Source organism: Nocardioides faecalis (genome assembly GCF_018388425.1).
Classification (GTDB): Bacteria; Actinomycetota; Actinomycetes; order Propionibacteriales; family Nocardioidaceae; genus Nocardioides; species Nocardioides faecalis.
Genome location: NZ_CP074406.1, coordinates 2,662,408 through 2,682,997, shown reverse-complemented (window position 1 = coordinate 2,682,997; position 20,590 = coordinate 2,662,408). Strand labels below are relative to the sequence as shown.

General features: G+C 73.2%; 13 protein-coding genes. 8 read left to right on the top strand and 5 right to left on the bottom strand.

Annotation, left to right across the window (positions count from 1 at the left end):
• Positions 1-35: 35 nt before the first annotated feature.
• From KG111_RS12475 to KG111_RS12460, 4 genes are all read left to right on the top strand, one after another.
• On the top strand, positions 36-5,192 hold the full coding sequence (locus KG111_RS12475; RefSeq protein ID WP_249666118.1) for an NAD-glutamate dehydrogenase: 5,157 nt from the start codon (positions 36-38) through the stop codon (positions 5,190-5,192).
• Between the two features lie 53 nt (positions 5,193-5,245).
• Entirely contained in the window at positions 5,246-6,145 is a 900-nt protein-coding gene (locus KG111_RS12470; RefSeq protein ID WP_205292824.1) for an ABC transporter ATP-binding protein, read from the top strand.
• Positions 6,142-7,302: an ABC transporter permease gene (locus tag KG111_RS12465; RefSeq protein WP_205292825.1), complete on the top strand. Its 1,161-nt coding sequence runs from the start codon at positions 6,142-6,144 to the stop codon at positions 7,300-7,302. The genes KG111_RS12470 and KG111_RS12465 overlap by 4 nt, the downstream gene beginning before the upstream one ends.
• 91 nt (positions 7,303-7,393) lie before the next feature.
• Positions 7,394-9,460: a cation:proton antiporter gene (locus KG111_RS12460; RefSeq protein ID WP_205292826.1), complete on the top strand. Its 2,067-nt coding sequence runs from the start codon at positions 7,394-7,396 to the stop codon at positions 9,458-9,460.
• 85 nt (positions 9,461-9,545) lie between these two features.
• Here the strand turns inward: KG111_RS12460 and KG111_RS12455 are convergent, their stop codons facing one another.
• From KG111_RS12455 to KG111_RS12445, 3 genes are read right to left on the bottom strand one after another with little or no spacing between them, the layout of a single operon-like run.
• Complete coding sequence (locus KG111_RS12455; protein WP_205292827.1) at positions 9,546-10,766, bottom strand: FHA domain-containing protein; 1,221 nt, start codon at positions 10,764-10,766, stop codon at positions 9,546-9,548.
• Positions 10,766-11,194 (bottom strand): hypothetical protein, encoded by a 429-nt coding sequence (locus KG111_RS12450; protein ID WP_205292828.1) that lies wholly within the window; start codon positions 11,192-11,194, stop codon positions 10,766-10,768. The genes KG111_RS12455 and KG111_RS12450 overlap by 1 nt, the downstream gene beginning before the upstream one ends.
• A 28-nt stretch (positions 11,195-11,222) precedes the next feature.
• A complete protein-coding gene (locus KG111_RS12445; RefSeq protein WP_205292829.1) occupies positions 11,223-12,839 on the bottom strand; it encodes an FAD/NAD(P)-binding protein in 1,617 nt (538 codons plus the stop codon).
• A 201-nt stretch (positions 12,840-13,040) separates the two neighbouring features.
• Here KG111_RS12445 and KG111_RS12440 point away from each other — a divergent pair, with 201 nt between their 5' ends.
• Complete coding sequence (locus KG111_RS12440) at positions 13,041-13,853, top strand: serine/threonine-protein kinase (protein ID WP_205292830.1); 813 nt, start codon at positions 13,041-13,043, stop codon at positions 13,851-13,853.
• A gap of 10 nt (positions 13,854-13,863) precedes the next feature.
• The gene (locus tag KG111_RS12435; protein ID WP_205292831.1) at positions 13,864-15,486 is read left to right on the top strand and encodes a hypothetical protein; all 1,623 of its coding nucleotides are present in this window, start codon (positions 13,864-13,866) and stop codon (positions 15,484-15,486) included.
• 9 nt (positions 15,487-15,495) lie between these two features.
• Here KG111_RS12435 and KG111_RS12430 read toward each other — a convergent pair whose 3' ends face one another.
• Positions 15,496-16,410, bottom strand: coding sequence for a protein phosphatase 2C domain-containing protein (locus KG111_RS12430; RefSeq protein ID WP_205292832.1), 915 nt, complete (start codon positions 16,408-16,410; stop codon positions 15,496-15,498).
• A complete protein-coding gene (locus KG111_RS12425; protein WP_205292833.1) occupies positions 16,407-17,108 on the bottom strand; it encodes a vWA domain-containing protein in 702 nt (233 codons plus the stop codon). Before KG111_RS12425 ends, KG111_RS12430 begins: the two co-directional genes overlap by 4 nt.
• A 149-nt stretch (positions 17,109-17,257) precedes the next feature.
• Between KG111_RS12425 and KG111_RS12420 the strand changes: the two genes are divergently transcribed.
• Together KG111_RS12420 and KG111_RS12415 are read left to right on the top strand one after the other, a co-directional pair.
• Complete coding sequence (locus KG111_RS12420) at positions 17,258-18,574, top strand: protein kinase domain-containing protein (RefSeq protein WP_205292834.1); 1,317 nt, start codon at positions 17,258-17,260, stop codon at positions 18,572-18,574.
• A 9-nt stretch (positions 18,575-18,583) separates the two neighbouring features.
• Positions 18,584-20,527: an FHA domain-containing protein gene (locus KG111_RS12415; protein WP_205292835.1), complete on the top strand. Its 1,944-nt coding sequence runs from the start codon at positions 18,584-18,586 to the stop codon at positions 20,525-20,527.
• Positions 20,528-20,590 lie beyond the last annotated feature (63 nt).

Below are 20,590 nucleotides of genomic sequence, written 5' to 3'. Positions count from 1 at the left end.
TTGTCCGGGTTTCGGGCGCCCCCTAGGGTCGAGGCGTGTCAAAGACGACGCTCGGCCCCGACATGTCCGACCCTGATCGGGAGCGCATCTTCTCCGCCGCCGCGGCCCTGGCCGGCTCGGGACGCCACCGCGCCGCGGGCGGCGCGGGCGAAGCGGGCCAGGCGGACGTCGAGAGCCTGGCCACGCTGCTCCCGGCCTACTACCGGCACGCAGGCACCGACGAGCTCGCGGCCCGCACCGACGTCGACGTCTACGGGGCGTTCGCCTCCCACCAGCACCTCGCCCAGCAGCGGCTGCCCGGGATGCCGAAGGTCCGGGTGTTCACCCCCACCGTCGGCGAGCACGGCTGGTCCGCCGCCGGGCACTCGGTGGTGGAGGTGGTCTGCGACGACATGCCGTTCCTGGTCGACTCGATCACGATGGAGCTGGGCAGCAGGCTGCACGACCTGCGGATGGTCGTGCACCCCACCTTCGACGTGCGCCGCGACGCCGAGGGCCGGCTGTTGTCCGCGGAGCCTGTCCTCGCCGGTTCCACGGCGCCGGCACCCGACGCCATCCGCGAGTCCTGGATGCACGTCGAGATCGCCCGGTTGCCCGACGACGGTGACCGCGACGGTGACCGAGAGGAAGACCGCGACGGGAGCAGCGAGGGTGACCGCGACGGGGACGACGCGCAGTCGCCGCACCACGTGGGCCAGGCCTGCCTGCGGGTGCTGCGCGACGTGCAGGCCGCGGTGTCGGACTGGCCGCGGATGACCCAGCAGGTCGCCGACATCGTCGCGGACCTGGACGAGGCCACGCTGCCGGTGGACGCCGCGGAGGTGGCCCAGGCCAAGAAGCTGCTGGAGTGGCTCGCCGACGAGCACTTCACCTTCATCGGCTACCGCGAGTACCTGCTGGAGCGCGTCCCGGTGTCCGGCGGCGGTCACGACGAGGTGCTGCGCCCCGTGCCGGGGACCGGCCTGGGCATCCTGCGGGAGCGGCGCACACCGGAGGCCGAGGAGGTGTCGCTGACCCGGCTGCCCGAGGCGGTGCGGGCGAAGGCGCGGGAGAAGACCCTGCTGGTGCTGGCCAAGGCCAACTCGCGCTCCACGGTGCACCGGCGCGCCTACCTGGACAACGTGAGCGTGAAGGTGTTCGGCCCCGACGGCGAGGTCGTCGGCGAGCGCCGCTTCCTGGGCCTGCTCTCCAGCGCCGCCTACACCGAGTCGCTGCTGCGGATCCCGCTGCTGCGGGAGAAGGTGGCCGAGGTGCTGCGGCGCAGCGGCTTCGACGCCAAGAGCCACGACGGCGCCGCCCTCCTGGACACGCTGGAGACCTACCCGCGCGACGAGCTGTTCCATACCCCGGTCGACGAGCTGGTGCCGATCGTGCAGGCTGCGATGCAGGCGCGCGAGCGTCGCGCGGTGCGGCTGCTGATCCGGCGCGACACCTACGGCCGCTACCTCTCGGTGCTGGTCTACCTGCCCCGGGACCGCTACAACACCGGTGTCCGGCAGCGGTTCGTGCGCATCCTGCTCGACCGGATCGGCCGCGGCCGGATCACTGCCGACGACGTCGAGTTCAGCGTCTCGATCAGCCAGTCCGCCACCGCGCGGGTGCACTTCGTGGTGCACGTGCCCCGGGGCGAGCTGATCGGCGACGACATCGACACCGCCGACCTGGAGCGGCGCCTCGTGGACGCGTCGCGGTCGTGGACCGAGGACTTCCTGGACGCCGTGAGCGCCGAGTACGGCGAGGAGGTCGGCGCGGTGCTGGGCCGGCGCTACGGCGAGGCCTTCCCCGAGGCCTACAAGGAGGACTTCACCGCCCGCACCGCCGCGGTCGACGTCGCCCGGCTCGAGGGCATCTCCTCGGGCGGCCTCGACCAGACGCTGTACGCCGACCTGGACGCCGACGACGGCGAGGCCCGGTTCAAGGTGTTCCGCGTCGGCGAGCCGCTCTCGCTCAGCGACGTGCTGCCGATGCTCTCCTCGCTGGGGGTGGAGGTCATCGACGAACGGCCCTACAGCCTCACCGGCCTGGAGCGGCCCACCTACGTCTACGACTTCGGGCTGCGGCACGACGCCGCGCTGCCCGAGCACGCCCGCGCCCTGTTCTCGGACGCGCTGCGGGCGATGTGGGACGGCTTGACCGAGACCGACGGGTTCAACCGGCTGGTGCTGCGGGCCGCGCTGACCTGGCGCCAGGCGATGGTGCTGCGTGCCTACGCCCGCTACATGAAGCAGGGCAGCAGCCCGTTCTCGCTGGGCTCCATCGAGGCCGCGCTGGTCGACAACGTCGACCTGACCCGGCTGCTGGTGCACCTGTTCGAGGCCCGCTTCGACCCCGCCGCCGAGGCCGGTCGCGCCGAGCGGGAGGCCGCGCTGGTCCAGCGCGCCGAGCGGGCCCTCGACGACGTGGTCAGCCTGGACGCCGACCGGATCCTGCGCTCCTACCTGGCGCTGGTGCGTGCCACGCTGCGCACCAACTACTTCCAGGACGACGACGAGCCGCTGCCGGGCACCGACCCCGCCGGCCACATCGGGCGCGGGGGTACCCGGCCCGCACCACGTCGTACGGGGCGGCCGAAGCCGTACCTGTCGCTGAAGCTCGACCCCACCAAGGTCCCCGACCTGCCGGACCCGCGCCCGCGGTTCGAGATCTTCGTCTACTCCCCGCGGGTGGAGGGCGTGCACCTGCGCTTCGGCGCGGTCGCGCGCGGCGGGCTGCGCTGGTCGGACCGGCGCGACGACTACCGCACCGAGATCCTCGGCCTGGTCAAGGCGCAGATGGTCAAGAACACCGTGATCGTCCCGGTCGGGGCGAAGGGCGGGTTCTACGCCAAGCAGCTGCCCGACCCCTCCGACCGGGAGGCGTGGCTCGGGGAGGGGGTGGCCTGCTACCGCACCTTCATCCGCGGGCTGCTCGACCTCACCGACAACCTCGTCGGCGGCGAGGTCGTGCCACCGCCCGACGTGGTGCGTCACGACGACGACGACACCTACCTGGTGGTCGCTGCGGACAAGGGGACCGCGAGCTTCTCCGACATCGCCAACGGGGTCGCTGCCGACTACCGGTTCTGGCTCGGCGACGCCTTCGCCAGCGGCGGCTCGGTGGGCTATGACCACAAGGCGATGGGGATCACCGCGCGCGGCGCCTGGGTCTCGGTGCGCCGACACTTCCGCGAGCTCGGGGTGGACTGCCAGGACGAGGACATCACCGTCGTCGGCATCGGCGACATGTCCGGCGACGTCTTCGGCAACGGCATGCTCTGCTCCGAGCACATCCGGCTGGTCGCGGCGTTCGACCACCGCGACATCTTCCTCGACCCCCAGCCCGACGCGGCGACGTCGTACGCCGAGCGCCGGCGGCTCTTCGAGCTGCCCCGGTCCAGCTGGGCCGACTACGACACCTCGCTGATCTCCACCGGCGGCGGGGTGTACTCGCGCAGCGCGAAGTCGATCCCGCTCAACCAGCACGTCCGCGACGCCCTCGGCATCGCCGACGACGTGGCGCGGATGACACCAGCGGACCTGATCCGCGCGATCCTGCTCGCCCCCGTCGACCTGCTGTGGAACGGCGGCATCGGCACCTACGTGAAGGCGTCGACGGAGTCGCAGGCCGACGCCGGGGACAAGTCCAACGACGCGATCCGGGTCGACGGTGCGCAGCTGCGGGTGCGCTGCGTGGGCGAGGGCGGCAACCTGGGCTTCACCCAGCGCGGGCGCATCGAGTACGCCCTCAACGGTGGCCTGATCAACACCGACTTCATCGACAACTCCGCCGGCGTGGACACCTCCGACCACGAGGTGAACCTGAAGATCCTGCTCGACCGGGTGGTCCAGGCCGGCGACCTGACGGCCAAGCAGCGCAACGAGCTGCTGGCGTCGATGACCGACGAGGTCGCCGAGCTGGTGCTGCGCGACAACTACGAGCAGAACCTGACCCTGGCCAACGCGGCGCGCAACGCCCCGTCGCTGCTGCACGTGCACGAGGAGTGGATGCGGCACCTGGAGGGCCGTGGCCTGCTGGACCGCGCGCTCGAGGCGCTGCCCTCGCGGCAGGAGGTGCGGCGCCGGATCGACGCGAAGGGCGTGCTCACCCAGCCCGAGCTCGCGGTGCTGATGGCCTACACCAAGATCGTGCTGAGCGAGGAGCTGCTCGCCTCCGACCTGCCCGAGGACCCCTACCTGACCATCGACCTGGAGTCCTACTTCCCCGCACCGGTGCGCGAGGGGTACGCCGAGCAGGTCCGCGACCACCCGCTGCGCCGCCAGATCATCGTCACGCAGGTCGTCAACGACCTGGTCAACGGGGCCGGGATGACCTACTGGCCGCGGTTGAGCGTGGAGACCGGCGCGTCGGCCGCCGACCTCACCCGGGCGAACTTCGTGGCGCGCGAGATCTTCGGGTCGCTGGCGCTGCGCACCGAGCTGGAGCAGTACGACAACGTGATGCCGGCCCTGCTGCAGACCCGGATGCGGGTCGCGATGCGCACGCTGGTGGAGCGGGCCTCCCGGTGGCTCATCAGCAACCGGCGCACCCCGCTGGACAGCGCCTCCACCGTCGCCGAGTTCGCCGAGCCGGTGCAGGCCACCATGCTCCGGCTGCCCGAGCTGCTGTGCGGCTCCGAGCTCGCCGCCTACGAGTCCCGGCGCCAGTGGCTCGAGGACGCCGAGGTGCCCGCCGAGCTCGCCGCCCGGGTGGCGTCGTACGCCGTCGCGCACATGCTGCTCGACGTGGTCGAGATCGCCGGCCGCGACGCCCTCGACCCCGCCGAGGTGGCGCGCGTGCACTTCGCGCTCGCCGAGCGGCTCGGCATCTCCACGCTGCAGCGCCGGATCACCGACCTGCCCCGCGACGACCAGTGGCAGACGATGGCCCGCGCCGCGCTGCGCGAGGACCTGCACGGCGTGCACGCCCAGCTGACCGAGAAGGTGCTCGCGGCGACCACCGACGTCGACCTCGAGGCGACCTCGGAGGCCACCGATGCCGATGAGGGCACCGACACCGACACCGACACCGGTGCCGAGACCGATGTCGATGCCGGCCGGAGGCGGGCGCAGCGCCGGGTGGCGGCCTGGGAGAAGCAGGCCGACGGCGTGGTCGAGCAGGCGGCGCGCTCGCTGGCGCAGGTGTGCGAGGACGAGCCGACCGACATCGCCAAGGTCTCCGTCGGATTGCGCGTGGTGCGCACGCTGCTGACCTGAGCCCGCCCCGGGACCGCCGGGACGGGGGGCGCCGGGGCCTAGGGTGCTCACCGATGTCTGCGATCAGTGCACATGACCTGGCGAAGAGCTACGACGGGTTCGCGGCGGTGGCCGAGGTGTCGTTGGAGGTGGCGCGCGGCGAGTTCCTCGGCGTGGTCGGACCCAACGGCGCGGGGAAGACCACCCTGCTGGAGATGCTCGAGGGGCTGCGCCGCCCGGACCGCGGCGAGGTGCGGGTGCTGGGGGAGCCGACCTGGCCCCGCAACCCGCGGCTGCGGCCGCGGATCGGGGTGCAGCTGCAGGCGTCGTCCTTCTTCGAGCGGCTCACCGCCCGCGAGCAGATCCACACCTTCGCCAGCCTGTACGGCGTCGGCCGCGGCCCCGCGGACGCGTGGCTGGAGCGCGTGGGCCTCGGCGAGCGCGCGAACGCCCGGGTCGAGGATCTCTCCGGGGGCCAGGCACAGCGGCTCTCGATCGCCTGCGCCCTGGTCCACGATCCCGAGCTGGTCTTCCTCGACGAGCCCACCGCCGCGCTCGACCCGCAGTCGCGGCGCAACCTGTGGGACCTGCTGTCCTCGATCAACGACAGCGGACGCACGGTCGTGCTCACCACGCACCACATGGACGAGGCCGAGGTGCTGTGCGACCGGGTGGCGGTGATGGACGCCGGCCGGGTGCTGCGGCTCGACACCCCCACCGCGCTGGTGCGCGACCTCGACGCGCCGGTGCGGATCACGCTGGCCCCCGGCGCCCTGGCGGCCTCGGACGCCGCCGCGCTGCCTGCGGTGCTGGAGAGCACCGAGACCGTCGACGGGCTCGTGCTCACCACCCGGGACCCCGGTGCCGTCGTCGCTGCACTCGGCGCCCGCGACGCCCTCGCCGGGCTGAGCGTGCACACGGCAAACCTGGAGGACGTCTTCCTCGCCCTGACCGGACGGGAGTTCCGCGCATGAGCCGCCACGAGACCACCCGGGCCGGAGCCGAGACGCCCACCGGCACCGGCACCGGCACCGGCACCGGCACCGGCACCGAGACCGGCGCGGGCCGGGCCGCGGCGTTTCGGGCGTTGTCGGTGGCGATCCTGCGCGGCTTCCTGCGCGACAAGGCCGCGGTCTTCTTCTCCGTCGTGTTCCCGCTGATGTTCCTGGTGCTCTTCGGTGGCCTGCTGGCGAACCAGGAGCAGTCCGAGATCGACCTGGTGCAGGTCGGCGCGGTGCCGCTGCTGGAGGACCTGCCCGCCGAGCAGCGCGAGGCGTTCGCGGCGACCTTCGAGGTGACCCGCAGCGACGACCTCGACGCCGCGCTGGCGGAGGTCCGCAAGGGCGACGCCGACGTGGTGCTGACCCAGCAGGGCGACCGCGTGGTGGCGCACTACACCCAGACCGACCAGGTCCGGGCCGCGGTCACCCAGGGCACCCTGCAGGCGTTCGTCGACGGCGCCAACGTCGCCGCGACGGGGCAACCGCCGGCGTACTCGCTGGTGACCGAGGCGGTCGAGGACGACTCGCTGACCACCATCCAGTTCGTCACGCCCGGCCTGCTCGGCTGGGCGGTGGCGATGAGCGCCGCCTTCGGGGCCGCGGCCACGTTGCAGGGCTGGCGGCAGAGCAAGCTGCTGCGCCGCCTGCAGCTGGCGCCCGTGTCCACCGGCACCATCGTCGGCGCCCGGGTCGCGGTGACCCTGTTGATCGCGCTCGGCCAGCTGGCGATCTTCCTCGGTGTCGGGGCCGGTGCCTTCGGGCTCACCCTGACCGGCTCGTGGTGGATGGCCGTGCCGCTGGTCGCCGTCGGCACGCTGTGCTTCATGGCGCTCGGCCTGCTCGCCGGGGCAGTCGCGCGAACCACCGAGGGAGCGGTGAACCTGGCCAACTTCCTGGTCCTGCCGATGGCGTTCCTCAGTGGCTCCTTCTTCTCCCTCGAAGGTGCCCCCGACTGGCTGCAACGGCTGGCCGGCGTGCTGCCGCTCAAGCACCTCAACGAGGGCATGCTGGACGTGATGGTGCGCGGGGAGGGCCCGGCCGCCGCCGTGCCGGCGCTGCTGGTGCTCGCCGGGTTCGCCGCCGTCGTCACCGCGCTCGCGGCCCTGCTCTTCCGCTGGGAGTCGACCTGATCGTCGTCGGCCCCGAGGCGGCCCCGAGGCGGCCCCCGGCGCCCTAGGCTGACGCCCGAAGGCGTCGCCGGACCGGCCGCAGGAGGTCGCCATGCTCGACATCACCGTGATCCTGGGCCAGCTCGCCCTCATCATCGTGGTGGCCCGCCTCGCCGGTCTCGCCGCGGGCCGGATCGGCATCCCGCCGGTGGTCGGCGAGATCTTCGCCGGCGTCCTGCTCGGCCCCAGCCTGCTCGGCGAGGGAGTCAGCGACTTCCTGTTCCCGGCCGACACCCTGCCGTTCCTGAAGCTGCTGGCCGACATGGGGCTGGTGCTGTTCATGTTCGTGGTGGGCCTCGAGCTCGACGTGTCGCTGGTCCGGGGCCGCGGCCGGGTCGCCGCGTCGGTGTCGGTGCTCTCGATCGCGCTGCCGTTCACGATGGGTCTCGGCCTGGCGCTGCTGCTGCGCGACCTGCGCGCGGACGGGGCCGACCTGCTGCCGTACGCGCTGTTCCTGGGTGCGGCGATGTCGATCACGGCGTTCCCGGTGCTGGCGCGGATCCTCGCCGACCGGCGGATGAACCGCACCGAGACCGGTGGGCTGGCGCTGGCGTGCGCCGCCACCGACGACGTCCTGGCCTGGACGATGCTGGCCGTGGTGATCGGCATCGCCGGCGGCGAGGGCCACGGCCACGGCCCGTCGTGGGTGATCTACCTGGCCCTGCCGTTCGCGCTGTTCGCGATCCTCGTGGTCCGCCCCGTGCTGACCCGTCTGACCACGATGTACCGCCGGGCCGGGGAGCTGACGCCGACGATCCTGTCGATCGTGCTGGTCGGCATCCTGCTGTTCTCCGCCGCCACCGAGTACCTCGGCGTGCACTTCATCTTCGGCGCCTTCCTGTTCGGCGCGATCATGCCGCACGCCGAGGCCGCGGCGCTGCGGCACGAGATCCTGGTCCGCCTCGAGCAGCTCTCGGTGCTCCTGCTGCTGCCGGTGTTCTTCCTGGTCGCCGGGCTGGCGGTCGACGTGCGCGGGTTGAGCGCGGAGAACCTGCTGCAGCTGGCGGCGATCCTGGCCGTCGCCATCGCCGGCAAGTACGTCGGCGCCTACCTCGGAGCCCGCTCGGCCGGGGTGCCGCACTGGCAGGCCAATGCGCTGGGGATCTTGATGAACACCCGCGGCCTGACCGAGCTCGTGATCCTCTCGGTCGGCCGCGAGCTCGGCCTGCTCAGCGACGAGCTGTTCACCATGATGGTGATCATGGCGCTGGTCACCACGGTGATGACCGGCCCGCTGCTGAACCTGGCCTACCCGCGCCGCCGCGTCGCCCGTGACATCGCCGAGGCGGAGCGGGCCGCGCTCGGGGAGCAGGCCGTGGACCGGGTGCTCGTGCTCACCGGCCGCGGTCGGGGTGGCGGAGACGGCCGAGACGGTGGGGACGGTGGGGACGGTGGGGACGAGCGGGACGACCGGGTGCTGCTCGATCTCGCCGTCGCGGCGCTGGGCGGCGCCCGGCCGGCCGAGATCGTCGTCGCGGAGCTGACGCCGCAGGGACGACCGCTGGAGGTCGGCAGCGGCCTGTCGCTGGACCTGACCGAGATGGCCGCCGCCATGGAGCGCCAGCAGGTGCTCGTGCGCCGCGGCGAGGAGCTCGGTGTGCCGGTGCGGGTCATCGCCCACCCCAGCGCCGACGTCGCCCAGGACCTCGTGGAGCTGGTCGGCGTGCTGGCGCCGCAGGGACTTCTCGCCTGGTCCGACGACCCGGCGCTGGTCGCGGTGGGCGCGGCCACCGAGGCGCCGGTGGTGCTCGTCGCCCCCGGCACGCCGTCACCCGAGCCCGGCGCTGCCGTCGTGGTGCACGCCAGCAGCGACGCCGACGGCGAGGCGGCGCTCCTGCTCGGCGCGCGGCTCGCGACCGCACGTGGCGCGGTGCTCGAGCTGCACGGTGAGGGCCGTCGGATGAGCACTGCCGGCGCCGCGCTGGCGGCCCGGGGCGTGCGGCTCGCGGACGGTGTCCTCGGCTCGGTGGAGCGCGCCGGGGCCCTGGCGCCCGCACCGGTCGAGGTCGCGGGCCTGCGCCGCGCAGGTACGGCGTTGCGGGTGCGGGCCGAGCTGGACGCTGCACCGATCGACTTCGCCACCGTGCCGCTGGGCGCCGCCGAGGTGCCCGCCCGCTGAGCGGGTGACTGAGCCGATCACTGAGCCGATCACTGAGCCGATCACTGAGTCGATCACTGAGTCGATGACTGAGCCGGGGACGAGGTCAGGGCCCGCTGCGACCGGCGTGGGTGTTGAACGCCAGCGTGCGGTGCCCGATCCGCACCCGGGTGCCCTGCCCCAGGACGTGCTCGCCGCCCGGCGGCAGCCGAGCCCAGTCGGGGGTGCGCGGCACGTGCACGAACGTGCCGTTCGTGGAGCGGTTGTCCACCAGCACCACGTCCCAGCCGCGCAGCTCCAGCCGGGCGTGCACGCGGGAGACCTGCTGGGACTGGTCGATGATCGGCAGCGGCCGGAACTCACCCGAGGCGACCCGCGGGTCGACGTCCGGGTCGCGGCCCAGCAGGTAGGGGTGGTCGAGCCCGAACACCGCCCCGTCGTCGAGCACCACCACCCCCAGCGGCGGCCGGACGCCGTCGACGAGCACGGGGGTCTGCTGGACCATGTTGATGCCGCAGATCCCGCAGAAGAGCACTCGCGGGTCGTTGAAGTGCCGGTTCTTGCAGTACACGCCCCGCACCCGTGCCTGCGGGGCCTGGGCCACGACCTGTGCGTCGTCCTCCACGATCGGTAGCGGCTCGAAGTCGTCGAGGTCGTCGTCGAGGTCGCTGAGCAGCACCGACTGGAAGCCGACGCGCTCGTCGCGCGGCACCGGCGGCACCGGCCGGCCCGGGCGCGGTGGCGCAGGCGCCGCGACAGGTGGCCCCACCGGTGCACCCGCGGGTGGCCCCACGGGTGACGCCGCGGGTGGCTCAGCGGGCGGCCGGGCGCCTGTCCCGATGCGGAACGAGCCGGCGGGCACGACGCCGCCGTCGAGGCGGTACGGGCTCGCCTCCCCGGGCGCGTCGGTGCCGAGGAGGGTGACGACGACGGAGTGCACCGGCCACGGGATGAGCCGCTCCACCCAGGCCAGGGAGTCCGCGCCGGTGACGGTCTCGCCGTCGACGGTGACGCTCACGTTGCCGTCGACGAACACCGCCAGCCCCGTGGCGTGTGGCGCGAGCGCGGCGAAGCCGGGGGAGTCCTCGAGCGAGGTGGACAGCATCAGCGCGTAGCCGCGGACCAGCTGGCGGCCGTGGCCGCCGTTGGCGGCGACCATCGCGGCCTGCTCCAGGTAGGGGCGTACGACGTCGGCGTCCTGGGATCCGACCAGCAGCACCACCGGCCCGCTCCGGGCCAGGGTGCCGGCGCCGGGTCCGGGCACCACGCTCGCCGCGGACCAGTCCTGTGCCGAGCCGGCGACCTGCGCCGCGACGGGCTGCTCCATCACACGATCCTCCCGCCGAAGAAGCGCCACCGGATGAACGGGACCCGCATGGGGCCGTTGGTCCAGACCCAGATCACCAGCCAGATCACGACGAAGTCGATGAGGAAGGCGCCGAAACCGACGCTGTTCGCCTCGATGCCCGGCACGGCACCGACGTCGACGAGCAGCCAGACCAGCGCACCCTCGTTGACGGCGGTGAGCAGGCCGAACATGGTGGGCCAGTCCTTCTCCCACCGGAACTGCTGGATGCCGTGGTAGACCAGCTCCCATCCGATGCCGGCCACCAGCACCGTGGCGAGGATCGCGAAGGTGGTGCCGTAGCCGGGGCGGCCGGGCAGCAGCGGGGTCAGCACCAGCGTGATCAGGCCGCCGAGCACCACGAGCATGAAGACCCGGGTCTGCAGGCGTCCGTTGAGGGTGGGCAGCATCAGCGGGCCCCTTCGCCGTTCGGGCCGCTCACGGCGCGCTCCCTGCCAGCCACTTCCACCACTGCACGGTGGAGCGCACGGGGTCGATCCTCTTGCCGAACCCGCGCCTGGCGAGGTCGCCCTGGATCTCCTGGGCCGCGACCTGCAGGCCCAGGAAGGTGTCCACCCCGGGGAAGTAGCCGCCGAGGGTGGTGGCGCCGGAGGCGTACATCGCGCCAGCGCCCGAGGCGGTGCCGATCAGCTCGAAGTTGCGGTCCACGTCGAGCCGGCCGACCGGGTTGCGGCGCGCGCCGCCGTGCCGGAGCAGGTCGTCGAGCAGCCGGTGCTCGGCGATGTCGGCCTCCAGGCCGGTGCAGTCGATGACGAAGTCGGCCTGGATCGGCACGGTGCCGCACACCGTGCGGACCAGGTTGAGGATGCCCTCCCCGCTCGGCTGCATGTCCTCGACCGTGCCGACCACGCAGGCGTACCAGCCCTCGCGGCGGCCCTGGTCCATCTGCCGCTGCCAGAGCCTGCGCCACGGCGTGTTGGTGCCGCCCATCCGCTTGTAGAGCTCCGCGCGCTGCTCGCCCTCCAGCTTGCGCACCTGCGCCTTGAGCTGGCCGCCCCACACCGACTTCGGGTAGTTGAACCCCTGGTAGGCCCAGCCGTCGCCGCCGCGGCGACGCATCGTCAGCCGGGGCGCGCCGCCCCCCGGGCGCGGGTCGTGCTCGTTGCCGTAGCCGTCGTTGGGTCCGTTGATGTAGGTCCGGAACAGGTGCACGATGCTGGTCTGCGCGCCGTGCAGCAGCCGGTCGTCCATCAGTCGCTGCAGGATCCGGGACGCGACGATCCCGCCGCCGCGCACCAACACGGTCCCGGGGCGCTGCAGCAGCCGCTCGTAGACGTGCTCGTGCGCCTCGTAGGCGTTGACGATGTGGCGGTAGTCGTTGTGCTCGGTGCGGTAGCGCTGCAGCTCGGGGAGGAACTTCAGCCCGGGGTAGCCGACCGCGACGTGGACGAACTGCGAGCGGAACGCCACCCGCTTCGTCGCCGAGGCGCCGGCCGGTGGGGTGAGGATCGTGAAGTAGCCGCCGCCGTAGCGGCGCCGCACGACGCGCACCAGGCCCTTGATGAGCATCTCGTGGTAGCCGATGCGCCGGGCCTCGCGCTCCATCGCCTCGAAGGCCTGCCCGGCCCGCGGGGTGTAGTAGTCGGAGAAGATCGGCTCGCTGAACAGGTTCCACAGCAGCTTGACGTTGCCGGTGCGCAGGAACTCGCTGACGCCGTACGACGGGAAGCCCCAGATGTTGTCGGGACGCGACGCCGAGTCCGAGCGCAGCCGCTCGGGCCGCGGCACCTGGGAGACGCGGGTGAGGTACTCGTACGTCTGCCACGGGTGGTCCAGGGTGCCCAGGACCCGGATCTGCGAGGTCGGCACCCCGGCGATCCGCAGGTAGTCGACGGTGACGAAGCTGCCGATGCCGGAGCCGACCGTCACGAACGGCACGTCGACGATGGGGATCCCCGCCCGGGCGACGAGCTCGTCGGTCCAGATGTCGGTGGCCAGCAGCTCCTCGGTCAGGTCGCCGGTGAGCGGCCGGGCGGGCAGGTAGCCGGCCCGGTCGGTGCTGGGCACCACCGACGCTGCCGAGGGCTCGGTCACCGTGGCCTCCTGCCGACTCGCCCGGATGTGCGGCACGCCCACCCGCGCGGGGAGCGGGTGACGCTCGCCTCGCGATCCTCGCACCTCGCCACCCTGTGCGGCGAGGGCGGGACGGGGCGTTTCGACAGGTGAGCGGCGGTCTGGGCATGTCATGCTTGGGCCCACCACGGGCCAGGGCCGAGGACCACGACGGAGGACGCTGTGCAGGGAATCGCCGACTACGAGTTCGTGCGGGCGCTGGGGGAGTCCAACTACGGCACCAACTACCTGGCTCGCACGCCGGCCCGGCTCGGCATCGGTGCCGCCGAGGTCGTCGTCAAGGTGATCGCCGGCCCGACCTCCGACGACGCCTTCCGGCGCGCCACCCGCGAGCTCAAGCACTTCAGCCTCGCGGACTCCGACCGACTGGTCGCGGTGTACGACGCCGGCCGGCACGGTGGGGCCTTCTACTACGCGATGGAGCACTGCCCGCTGGGCTCGCTCGAGAAGCCGAACGTCGAGCTCGGTGTCGCCGAGCGGGTCGCCGCGGTCCGCGACGCCGCCCGCGCCGCGCACGCCCTGCACGAGCGCGGCATCGTGCACCGCGACGTGAAGCCCGCCAACATCCTGCTCGCCCCCGACGGTGGCCGGCTGGCCGACCTCGGCCTCTCCCAGCTGCTCTCGCCCGGCATGGTCACCACCGGCCTGGGCCAGATCGGGCTGGAGTTCACCGACCCGGCGATCATGCTCGGCGCGCAGGCCTCGCGGGCCAGCGACATCTGGTCGCTGGGCGCCTCGCTGCACTTCGCCCTCACCGGGCTGGGCGTGTACGGCGAGCTCAAGGACACCGAGCCGCTGCTGCTGGTCCGCTCCATCCTGGCCTCCCAGCCACGGTTGGCCGACACGCTCGCCCCGGCGGCGCGCAGCCTGGTCGAGGCGTGCCTGGCCGCCGACGTCACCGCCCGCCCGCGGACCGCGGCCGAGGTCGCCGACCGGATCTCCGCCGTCTCCGCCGAGCTCGGCGCGAAGGTCTGAGGCCGCGCTGATGGAGCTGCACGACGCCCTCGCGGAGCTGGTCCGCGATCACGGCCGCGAGATCCTGGCCGACGACGCGGGCTTCCGCGGCGTCCTCGACGACGTGCTGGCCGAGGACCAGGCCAGCACCGGCGACATCAACCTGCTCGTCGACGCGGTCCGGTTCGACGTGCTCACGCCGCTGGCGACGATGATCGACGGCGGCGCCGACCCGACCCGGGCCGTCGAGGAGGCCGGGCTGCGCCTGGCCCGCGACCGCGGTGGGGACCAGGGCTCGTGCAGCTGGGCCGCCGCGGTGCTGGGCTACGCGGTGGGCAAGGTGCCCGCGCCCGTGATCGCGCGGTACCGCTCCCAGCGGCGCACCACCGACCTGCCGCCGCCCGGCGCGCCGTACTCCTCGCCGCCGGCGGCGCAGTGGCCGTCGCCCTCCGCCCCGCCCGCCTCGGCTCCGCCCACCTCCGCACCCCCGTCGTCGTGGCCGCCTGCCGCACCCTCCTCGTCACCGTCCTCGTCACCGTCGTCGTGGCCGCCTGCCGCACCGTCCTCGTCACCGTCCTCGTCACCGTCCTCGGGTCCGTCGTCGTGGCCGCCCGCCGCACCGTCGTCGTCACCGTCCTCGGGCTCATCGTCGTGGCCGCCGGCCGCCGGTGGTGGCCGACGGCGCCGCGGGCCGGTGCTCTGGGTGGCGGCGGCCGTGGCAGGCGTCGTGGTCGTGGTCGGCGGCGTCACCGCGGCCGTGCTCGCCGGCGGTGGCGACGACCCGGCCCCCGGTCCGGACCCGAGCCCCGAGAGGCCGGTCGACGTCTCCGCGGCCGCGATCGACGAGCGGTACCGCGCCCTGGCCACCTCGATCTCGACCGGCGCCAGCGACTGTGAGGCACAGGATCCCGGCCCCGGCCAGGGCGAGGTCGTGCAGTGCGCCGTACCGGCCGGGGTGCTGCGCCTGGTCACCTACGCCGACGAGGACGCGCTCAGCGCGGCCCGGTCCGCCCGCCTGGACTACCGGGCCGGCACGATGACGGCCGACAACGGCACCACCGCCCTGTACGAGTTCGACCCCGAGCGGGCCGGCACCTCCGACCCGGCGCTGGTCTACTGGGACAGCAGGCCGGCCCTGCAGTCGGTGACGATCACCGGGGACGCGACCGCCAAGATCGACTCGGTCGTCGCGTCGTACAAGCAGACGCAGCCGCGGGTGCAGTCGCCGACGAGCCCCGCCCACCCCACGCTGCGTGAGTTCATCAACCTCAACATGGACATCTCCGAGTGCACCCGTCAGCGCACGTTCTTCGTCGACGAGACCGAGGAGAGCCGGTGCAAGGTGCCGGGCAACTCGCTCGTGGTCAACGTCGGTCGCTACACCTCCGCGAAGGGGATGAAGGGCAACCGTCGGTACTACCGCTCGAAGCACAAGGAGGCCGGGAAGAACGGCGGCAAGCAGGGCGGGGGCGGGACCTGGCAGCTCGGCGACGGCGACCCCGAGGGCGCCTACTACGCCTACCGTGACGCCGACGGCAGGACGGCGACCGTGTACTGGGACTGGGACAAGGCCGACTGCTACTGCTACGGCGTCGCGTGGAGCTTCGACGGGAACCTGGCCGCGCTGGAGAAGTGGTGGCCCAGCGACGAGTGAGACCCCGCCTCAGGCGGGAGGCGGCACGCTGCGGTCCGCGGGCCGCTCGGCGGTGACAGGCACCTCCACGGTCTCGGCGAGGTCGGGACGACTGATCCCGGCGACGTCGGCGCGCACCAGCAGCGCCATCGTGGTGTCGTCGCCGCCCACGAGCGCGGGCTCGGCGAGCCACTCGGGCAGCTGGTCGCGCACCCACATCAGGCCGCGCCGGCGCGCGAAGTCCAGCAGCTGCTCGCCGGTCTGGCGCCACCAGCCGGCGGCGTCGACGCGGGAGCGGCTGAAGCCGTCGGTGCACAGGAACAGCAGCGCCACGTCCTCGCTGCTCACCGGCAGCGCGGCCACCCGCAGGGAGTCCAGCGGGCGCGGCTGGCACAGCGAGCTGGTGTGCAGGCCGTCGAGGTCGGGGTCCTCGGGCAGCGGCCGGGAGGCCACCCCCTCGCCGTTGACGACGACCGTGTCGCCGTCCCCGATCTGCACGAACACGACGACGTCGCCCGCCGCCACGGCCGCGAGCACCGTGGTGCCGTAGGCGCGCAGCGGGTCGGCGCCGGCGCCGAGCTCCTCCTCGGCCGCCGAGTACGGGTTGGCTGCCAGGTGGTGCCGGACCTTCTCCTGCCAGCCGGCCACCACCGCGGCGCCGGCCGTGCGGGCCAGCTCGAGCGCGGCACTCGCGTCGTCACCGCGCAGGTCGGCCAGCGACCCCGCGGTCCGGCGCAGCTCCTCGACGGCGGTGACGACGGCGAGCGCGGCACCGGTGTCGCTGCGGAAGTGCAGCCGATGTCCGTGGCCGTCGGCGACCGCGACCACGGCGTGCCCGGTGTGCGGGTCGCTCCAGGTCAGCACGGCGTCCTGGAGGGGGAGGCGGTCGCGGACGTGCACCGAGCCGATCGTCGTGCCGGACAGCGTCGTCCAGCGGTGCGTCATCCGAGGGTGCTCCAGATCGGGTCACCGATCGCGTTCGGGGGCGGGGCACCCATCCCGCTGCCGGGACCGACGACCGGGCGCGAGGCCACCTTGGAGGCCGCCTTGGAGGCCCACACGATGTACTCCACGAGCTGCTCGGGGTTGTCGGCGCGCAGCAGCGGCACGTCCTCGTCGCCGATGAACCTGCGCAGCGAGTGCATGTCCGCGTCGCGGCCCACGCCGAGGGCCAGCCGGACGGCGGTGGCACCCCACTTGTTGTTGAGCAGCGTCTGCAGGCCCTCGGCGAAGCTGACGCCGGTGCTCTGCGTGGGCCGACCGTCGGAGACCAGGATGATCGCCGGCGGGAAGGCGCTGTGCGACTCGTCGAGGTCGTCGAGGGCGCCGGCCAGGGTCTGCAGCGCGCTGCCGAGCTCCGTGAAGCCGCGCGGCACCGCCTCCAGCCGCTGCCAGTGCACCCTGTCCACCGGGGTCGGGTCCTCGATGACCCACTTCGCCTCGTTGGCGAAGGCCAGCACCCGCACGAGCAGCTCGGCGTGCGGGTTGGCGCGGGCCTCGTCGCGCAGGTGCGGGAGCACCTCGGTGATCGCGTTGTTCAGCGCCTGGATGCGGCCGCCGCGCAGCATCGAGCCCGACACGTCGAGCACGAAGATGAAGTGCAGCGGCTTGCGTGCCAGCGCGCCTCCCAGCCGGTCGCTCATCGCCGCTCTCCTCTGCTGGTCGACTCCGGCCGCTGCCCGGCCGGGGAGGGTGATGCCGTCAGGACTGGTTTGGGACGGCCCCGATTCGCCCAGGCTATACATTGTCACGCAGGTCGAGCAGGACGAATCACGGAGGTCGGGCACGGGCGATGGTGCTGGCAGAGGGCGTCGAGGTCGATCTGGGACCGCTGGGGCGTGCCCGCGTGGCCTCGCTCCTGGGTCAGGGCGGCCAGGGCTACGTCTTCGAGGTCCGGCGCGAGACGGGGGAGCCGCTCGCGCTGAAGTGGTACAAGCCGGAGAGCGCCACCGCCCAGCAGTACGACGAGATGCAGCAGCTGGTCGAGATCGGCTCCCCGCACCAGCGGTTCCTGTGGCCGCTCAGCATGGCCCGCGTGGGCACCGAGCCCAGCTTCGGCTACGTGATGGCGCTGCGGCACCCGCGCTTCCTGGAGCTCAGCTACCTGCTGCTCAACGCCGACCGGGACGGCAAGCCGCTCGACGTGTCGTTCTCCTCGATCATCGAGCTGTGCCGGCAGCTGAGCTACAGCTTCCTGCGGCTGCACGCGCGCGGGCTGTGCTACCGCGACATCTCCTTCGGCAACGTCTTCTTCGACCCCGCCAACGGTGACGTGCTGATCTGCGACAACGACAACGTCGGCATCGACAACGGCACCGGGCGGGTGCTCGGGACGCCGTACTTCATGGCGCCGGAGGTGGTGCGCGACACCACCTACCGCACCTTGCCCAACACCGACACCGACCGGCACTCGCTGGCGGTGCTGCTCTTCTACGCGCTGTTCCTCGGCCACCCGTTGGAGGGCGCCCGCACGGACGCCGGGATGCGCGACGCGCACTGGCTGATGACCCACTTCGGCACCGACCCGCTGTTCTGCATGCACCCGGATCGTGCCGAGAACCGGCCCGCGCAGATCGTGCAGCAGTACTGGCGGATCTATCCGCCTGCGCTGCGTGACCTGTTCGTGCAGGCGTTCGTGGACGGCCTGGACAACCCCGGCGCCCGGGTCACCGAGGGCCAGTGGATCAAGGCCATGGACCGGCTGCGCGACGGCATGCTGGCCTGCCCGTCGTGCGGTACGACGAACTTCTGGAGCCGGGGCGAGGACAGCGTGGCGTGCTGGCAGGACGGCACGGAGATCCGGCCGCCCTACCTGCTGCAGGTGGGCCGGCGCACCGTGGCGGTCGGGCCGCAGACCACGATCCGCACCGACCACCTGACCTCCGGGGTGGACCACCCGACCGTGCTGGCCCGGGTGCGCCAGCACCCGCAGTCGCTCGAGCGCTGGGGGCTGCACAACGCCTCCGACTTCTCCTGGCCGGTGACCTACCCGGGCGGGCAGAGCTTCCTGCTGCAGCCGGATCGGACCATCGAGCTGGTCGACGGCGCCCGGATCCAGATCCGCAGCTCCACCGTCGTGGTGCACCGTCCCGCCGGAGAGGTGACCTAGGTGGGGGGCATGATGACGTCCGCGCTGGTGGTCGAGGTCGAGGGTCGTGTGCTCCGCCTCGAGGGCAAGCCCGTGTTCCGGATCGGCCGGGCCATCGAGGCCGACGTGGTGCTGACCGCCGGCTCCGTCTCACGCCGGCACGCCGAGCTGCGCGCCACCGACGACGGGTGGGTGCTGGTCGACGCCGGCAGCCAGTTCGGCACGTTCGTCGACGACCACCGGATCAGCGAGCACCGGGTGAGCGGGCGGACCGTGGTGCGCTGCGGCCCGCCCGCAGCCGGCAGCACGCTCACCCTCGTCCCGGCCGAGCAGTACCAGCCGCGCGCCGAGGAGTCCGGGGCACCGCCGGTGGCCGCACCGGCGCCCGTACCGCCGCCGGCGCCCGGACGGTGGAGCCCGTACGCGCCGCCGTCGACTCCGCCGCCGTCGATGCCGGCGAATCCGCCCGCGGCCCCGCCGTCAGGTCCGCCCACGGCTGCGCCCGGTGGCCAACCGGCCCCGGCAGGTGCCCGGTTCGCGCCACAGGCGCCAGGCACCCCCGCCCACGGCACCCCGGTCCCCAGCACTCCCGCCCACGGTGAGCAGCCCCGGTCGGGCGAGCCCAGCCAGCCCGGCGCGCGTCCCGCGCTCCCGCCCGGCAGCAGTGTGGTGCTGCCCGGCGATGACGCCACCCAGGTGTTGGCCGTGGCCCGGCCGCAGCCGGGTGCGCCGGGCCAGCCCGGCGTCGTAGCGCCGCGCAGCGGGCCGGACCTGCTGATCGTGGCGGAGGGCCGCGAGCACCGGTTCCGTCACCCCGCGCAGATCACCGTGGGCCGGCGCAGCGACGCCACCGTGGTGCTCACCGACCCCTCCTGCTCGCGGATGCACGGGCGCATCGACGCGGTGCCCGACGGCTGGGTGTACGTGAACCTGTCCAACGAGGGCACCTTCGCGGACGGCCGCCGGGTGGTGCAGCGCCGCTTCGACGAGCGGCTCGACCTGCGCCTGGGGCACCCCGTCGCCGGGCCGGAGCTGAGCCTGGTGCCGATCCTGTCCGCGGTGGAGGAGGAGCGCCGGATCGCGCGCCGCCGGCTGCGCCGGCAGCTGGTGGTCTGGGGCGCGGTGGCCGCCGCCCTGGTGCTGGCGATCGGCGTGCTGGCGGGTGCCTGGTTCATCGCCCGCGACGATGGCTCCTTGCGCACCGCCCCACCGGAGGGCTCCGCGAGCGCCGACGGCGACCCCAGCACCCCGGCGTACCTGACCCCCGCGGAGCTCGAAGCCGCAAAGGCGGCGACCGTGAAGATCACCGCCGAGACCCACCTGCTCGGCGACCCGTCCCGCACCGGCACCTACCACGGCTCCGGATCGATCATCCGCGCCGATGGTCTGATCCTGACCAACGCGCACGTCGCCCAGCCCGAGGCCGCCGGCCTCTCGGAGCAGTACGGCGGCGACCAGATCGCGAACCCCGACTTCCTGCTCGTCTCGCTGACCGACGGCATGACGGACACCAACGCGCCGGCCGCCTACCGGGCCCGGGTCGTCGATGCCGACGGCGAGCTGGACGCGGCGGTGCTGCAGATCTACGCCAACGCCGACGGCAGCGACCTCGACGGGACGCTCGACCTGCCCACCGTGCCGATCGGCAACTCCGACGACCTGCGGGCCGGCGACGACGTCACGGTGCTCGGCTTCCCGGCGGTGGCCGGCTCCGGCGACTCGATCACGGTGACCACCGGAGTCATCTCCACCGTGCTCAACGACCCGGAGCTGGGACCGCGCTCGGAGCTCGACACCGACGCCCGGATCGCGCCGGGCAACTCCGGCGGCATGGCGATCAACAACGACGGACAGCTGATCGGGATCCCGACCGCGCTCTTCTCCGACGCCGACACACCGGTCACCAGCGGCCGGATCCGCTCGATCGACGCGGTCAAGCCCCTGATCCGCAGCGCCGAGGACGCCACCAGCTGATCCCCGCCCGCCGAGTCGTGAGTTTCCGTCCCCCGACTCGTGAGCTTCCGTACGCCGAGTCGT

Bases quoted from the DNA above. Each gene is read 5' to 3' on its own strand.
- KG111_RS12470 (WP_205292824.1), top strand. From the start codon at position 5,246: ATGTCTGCGATCAGTGCACATGACCTGGCGAAGAGCTACGACGGGTTC.
- KG111_RS12465 (WP_205292825.1), top strand. From the start codon at position 6,142: ATGAGCCGCCACGAGACCACCCGGGCCGGAGCCGAGACGCCCACCGGC.
- KG111_RS12460 (WP_205292826.1), top strand. From the start codon at position 7,394: ATGCTCGACATCACCGTGATCCTGGGCCAGCTCGCCCTCATCATCGTG.
- KG111_RS12455 (WP_205292827.1), bottom strand. From the start codon at position 10,766: ATGGAGCAGCCCGTCGCGGCGCAGGTCGCCGGCTCGGCACAGGACTGG.
- KG111_RS12450 (WP_205292828.1), bottom strand. From the start codon at position 11,194: ATGCTGCCCACCCTCAACGGACGCCTGCAGACCCGGGTCTTCATGCTC.
- KG111_RS12435 (WP_205292831.1), top strand. From the start codon at position 13,864: ATGGAGCTGCACGACGCCCTCGCGGAGCTGGTCCGCGATCACGGCCGC.
- KG111_RS12430 (WP_205292832.1), bottom strand. From the start codon at position 16,410: ATGACGCACCGCTGGACGACGCTGTCCGGCACGACGATCGGCTCGGTG.
- KG111_RS12425 (WP_205292833.1), bottom strand. From the start codon at position 17,108: ATGAGCGACCGGCTGGGAGGCGCGCTGGCACGCAAGCCGCTGCACTTC.
- KG111_RS12420 (WP_205292834.1), top strand. From the start codon at position 17,258: ATGGTGCTGGCAGAGGGCGTCGAGGTCGATCTGGGACCGCTGGGGCGT.
- KG111_RS12415 (WP_205292835.1), top strand. From the start codon at position 18,584: ATGATGACGTCCGCGCTGGTGGTCGAGGTCGAGGGTCGTGTGCTCCGC.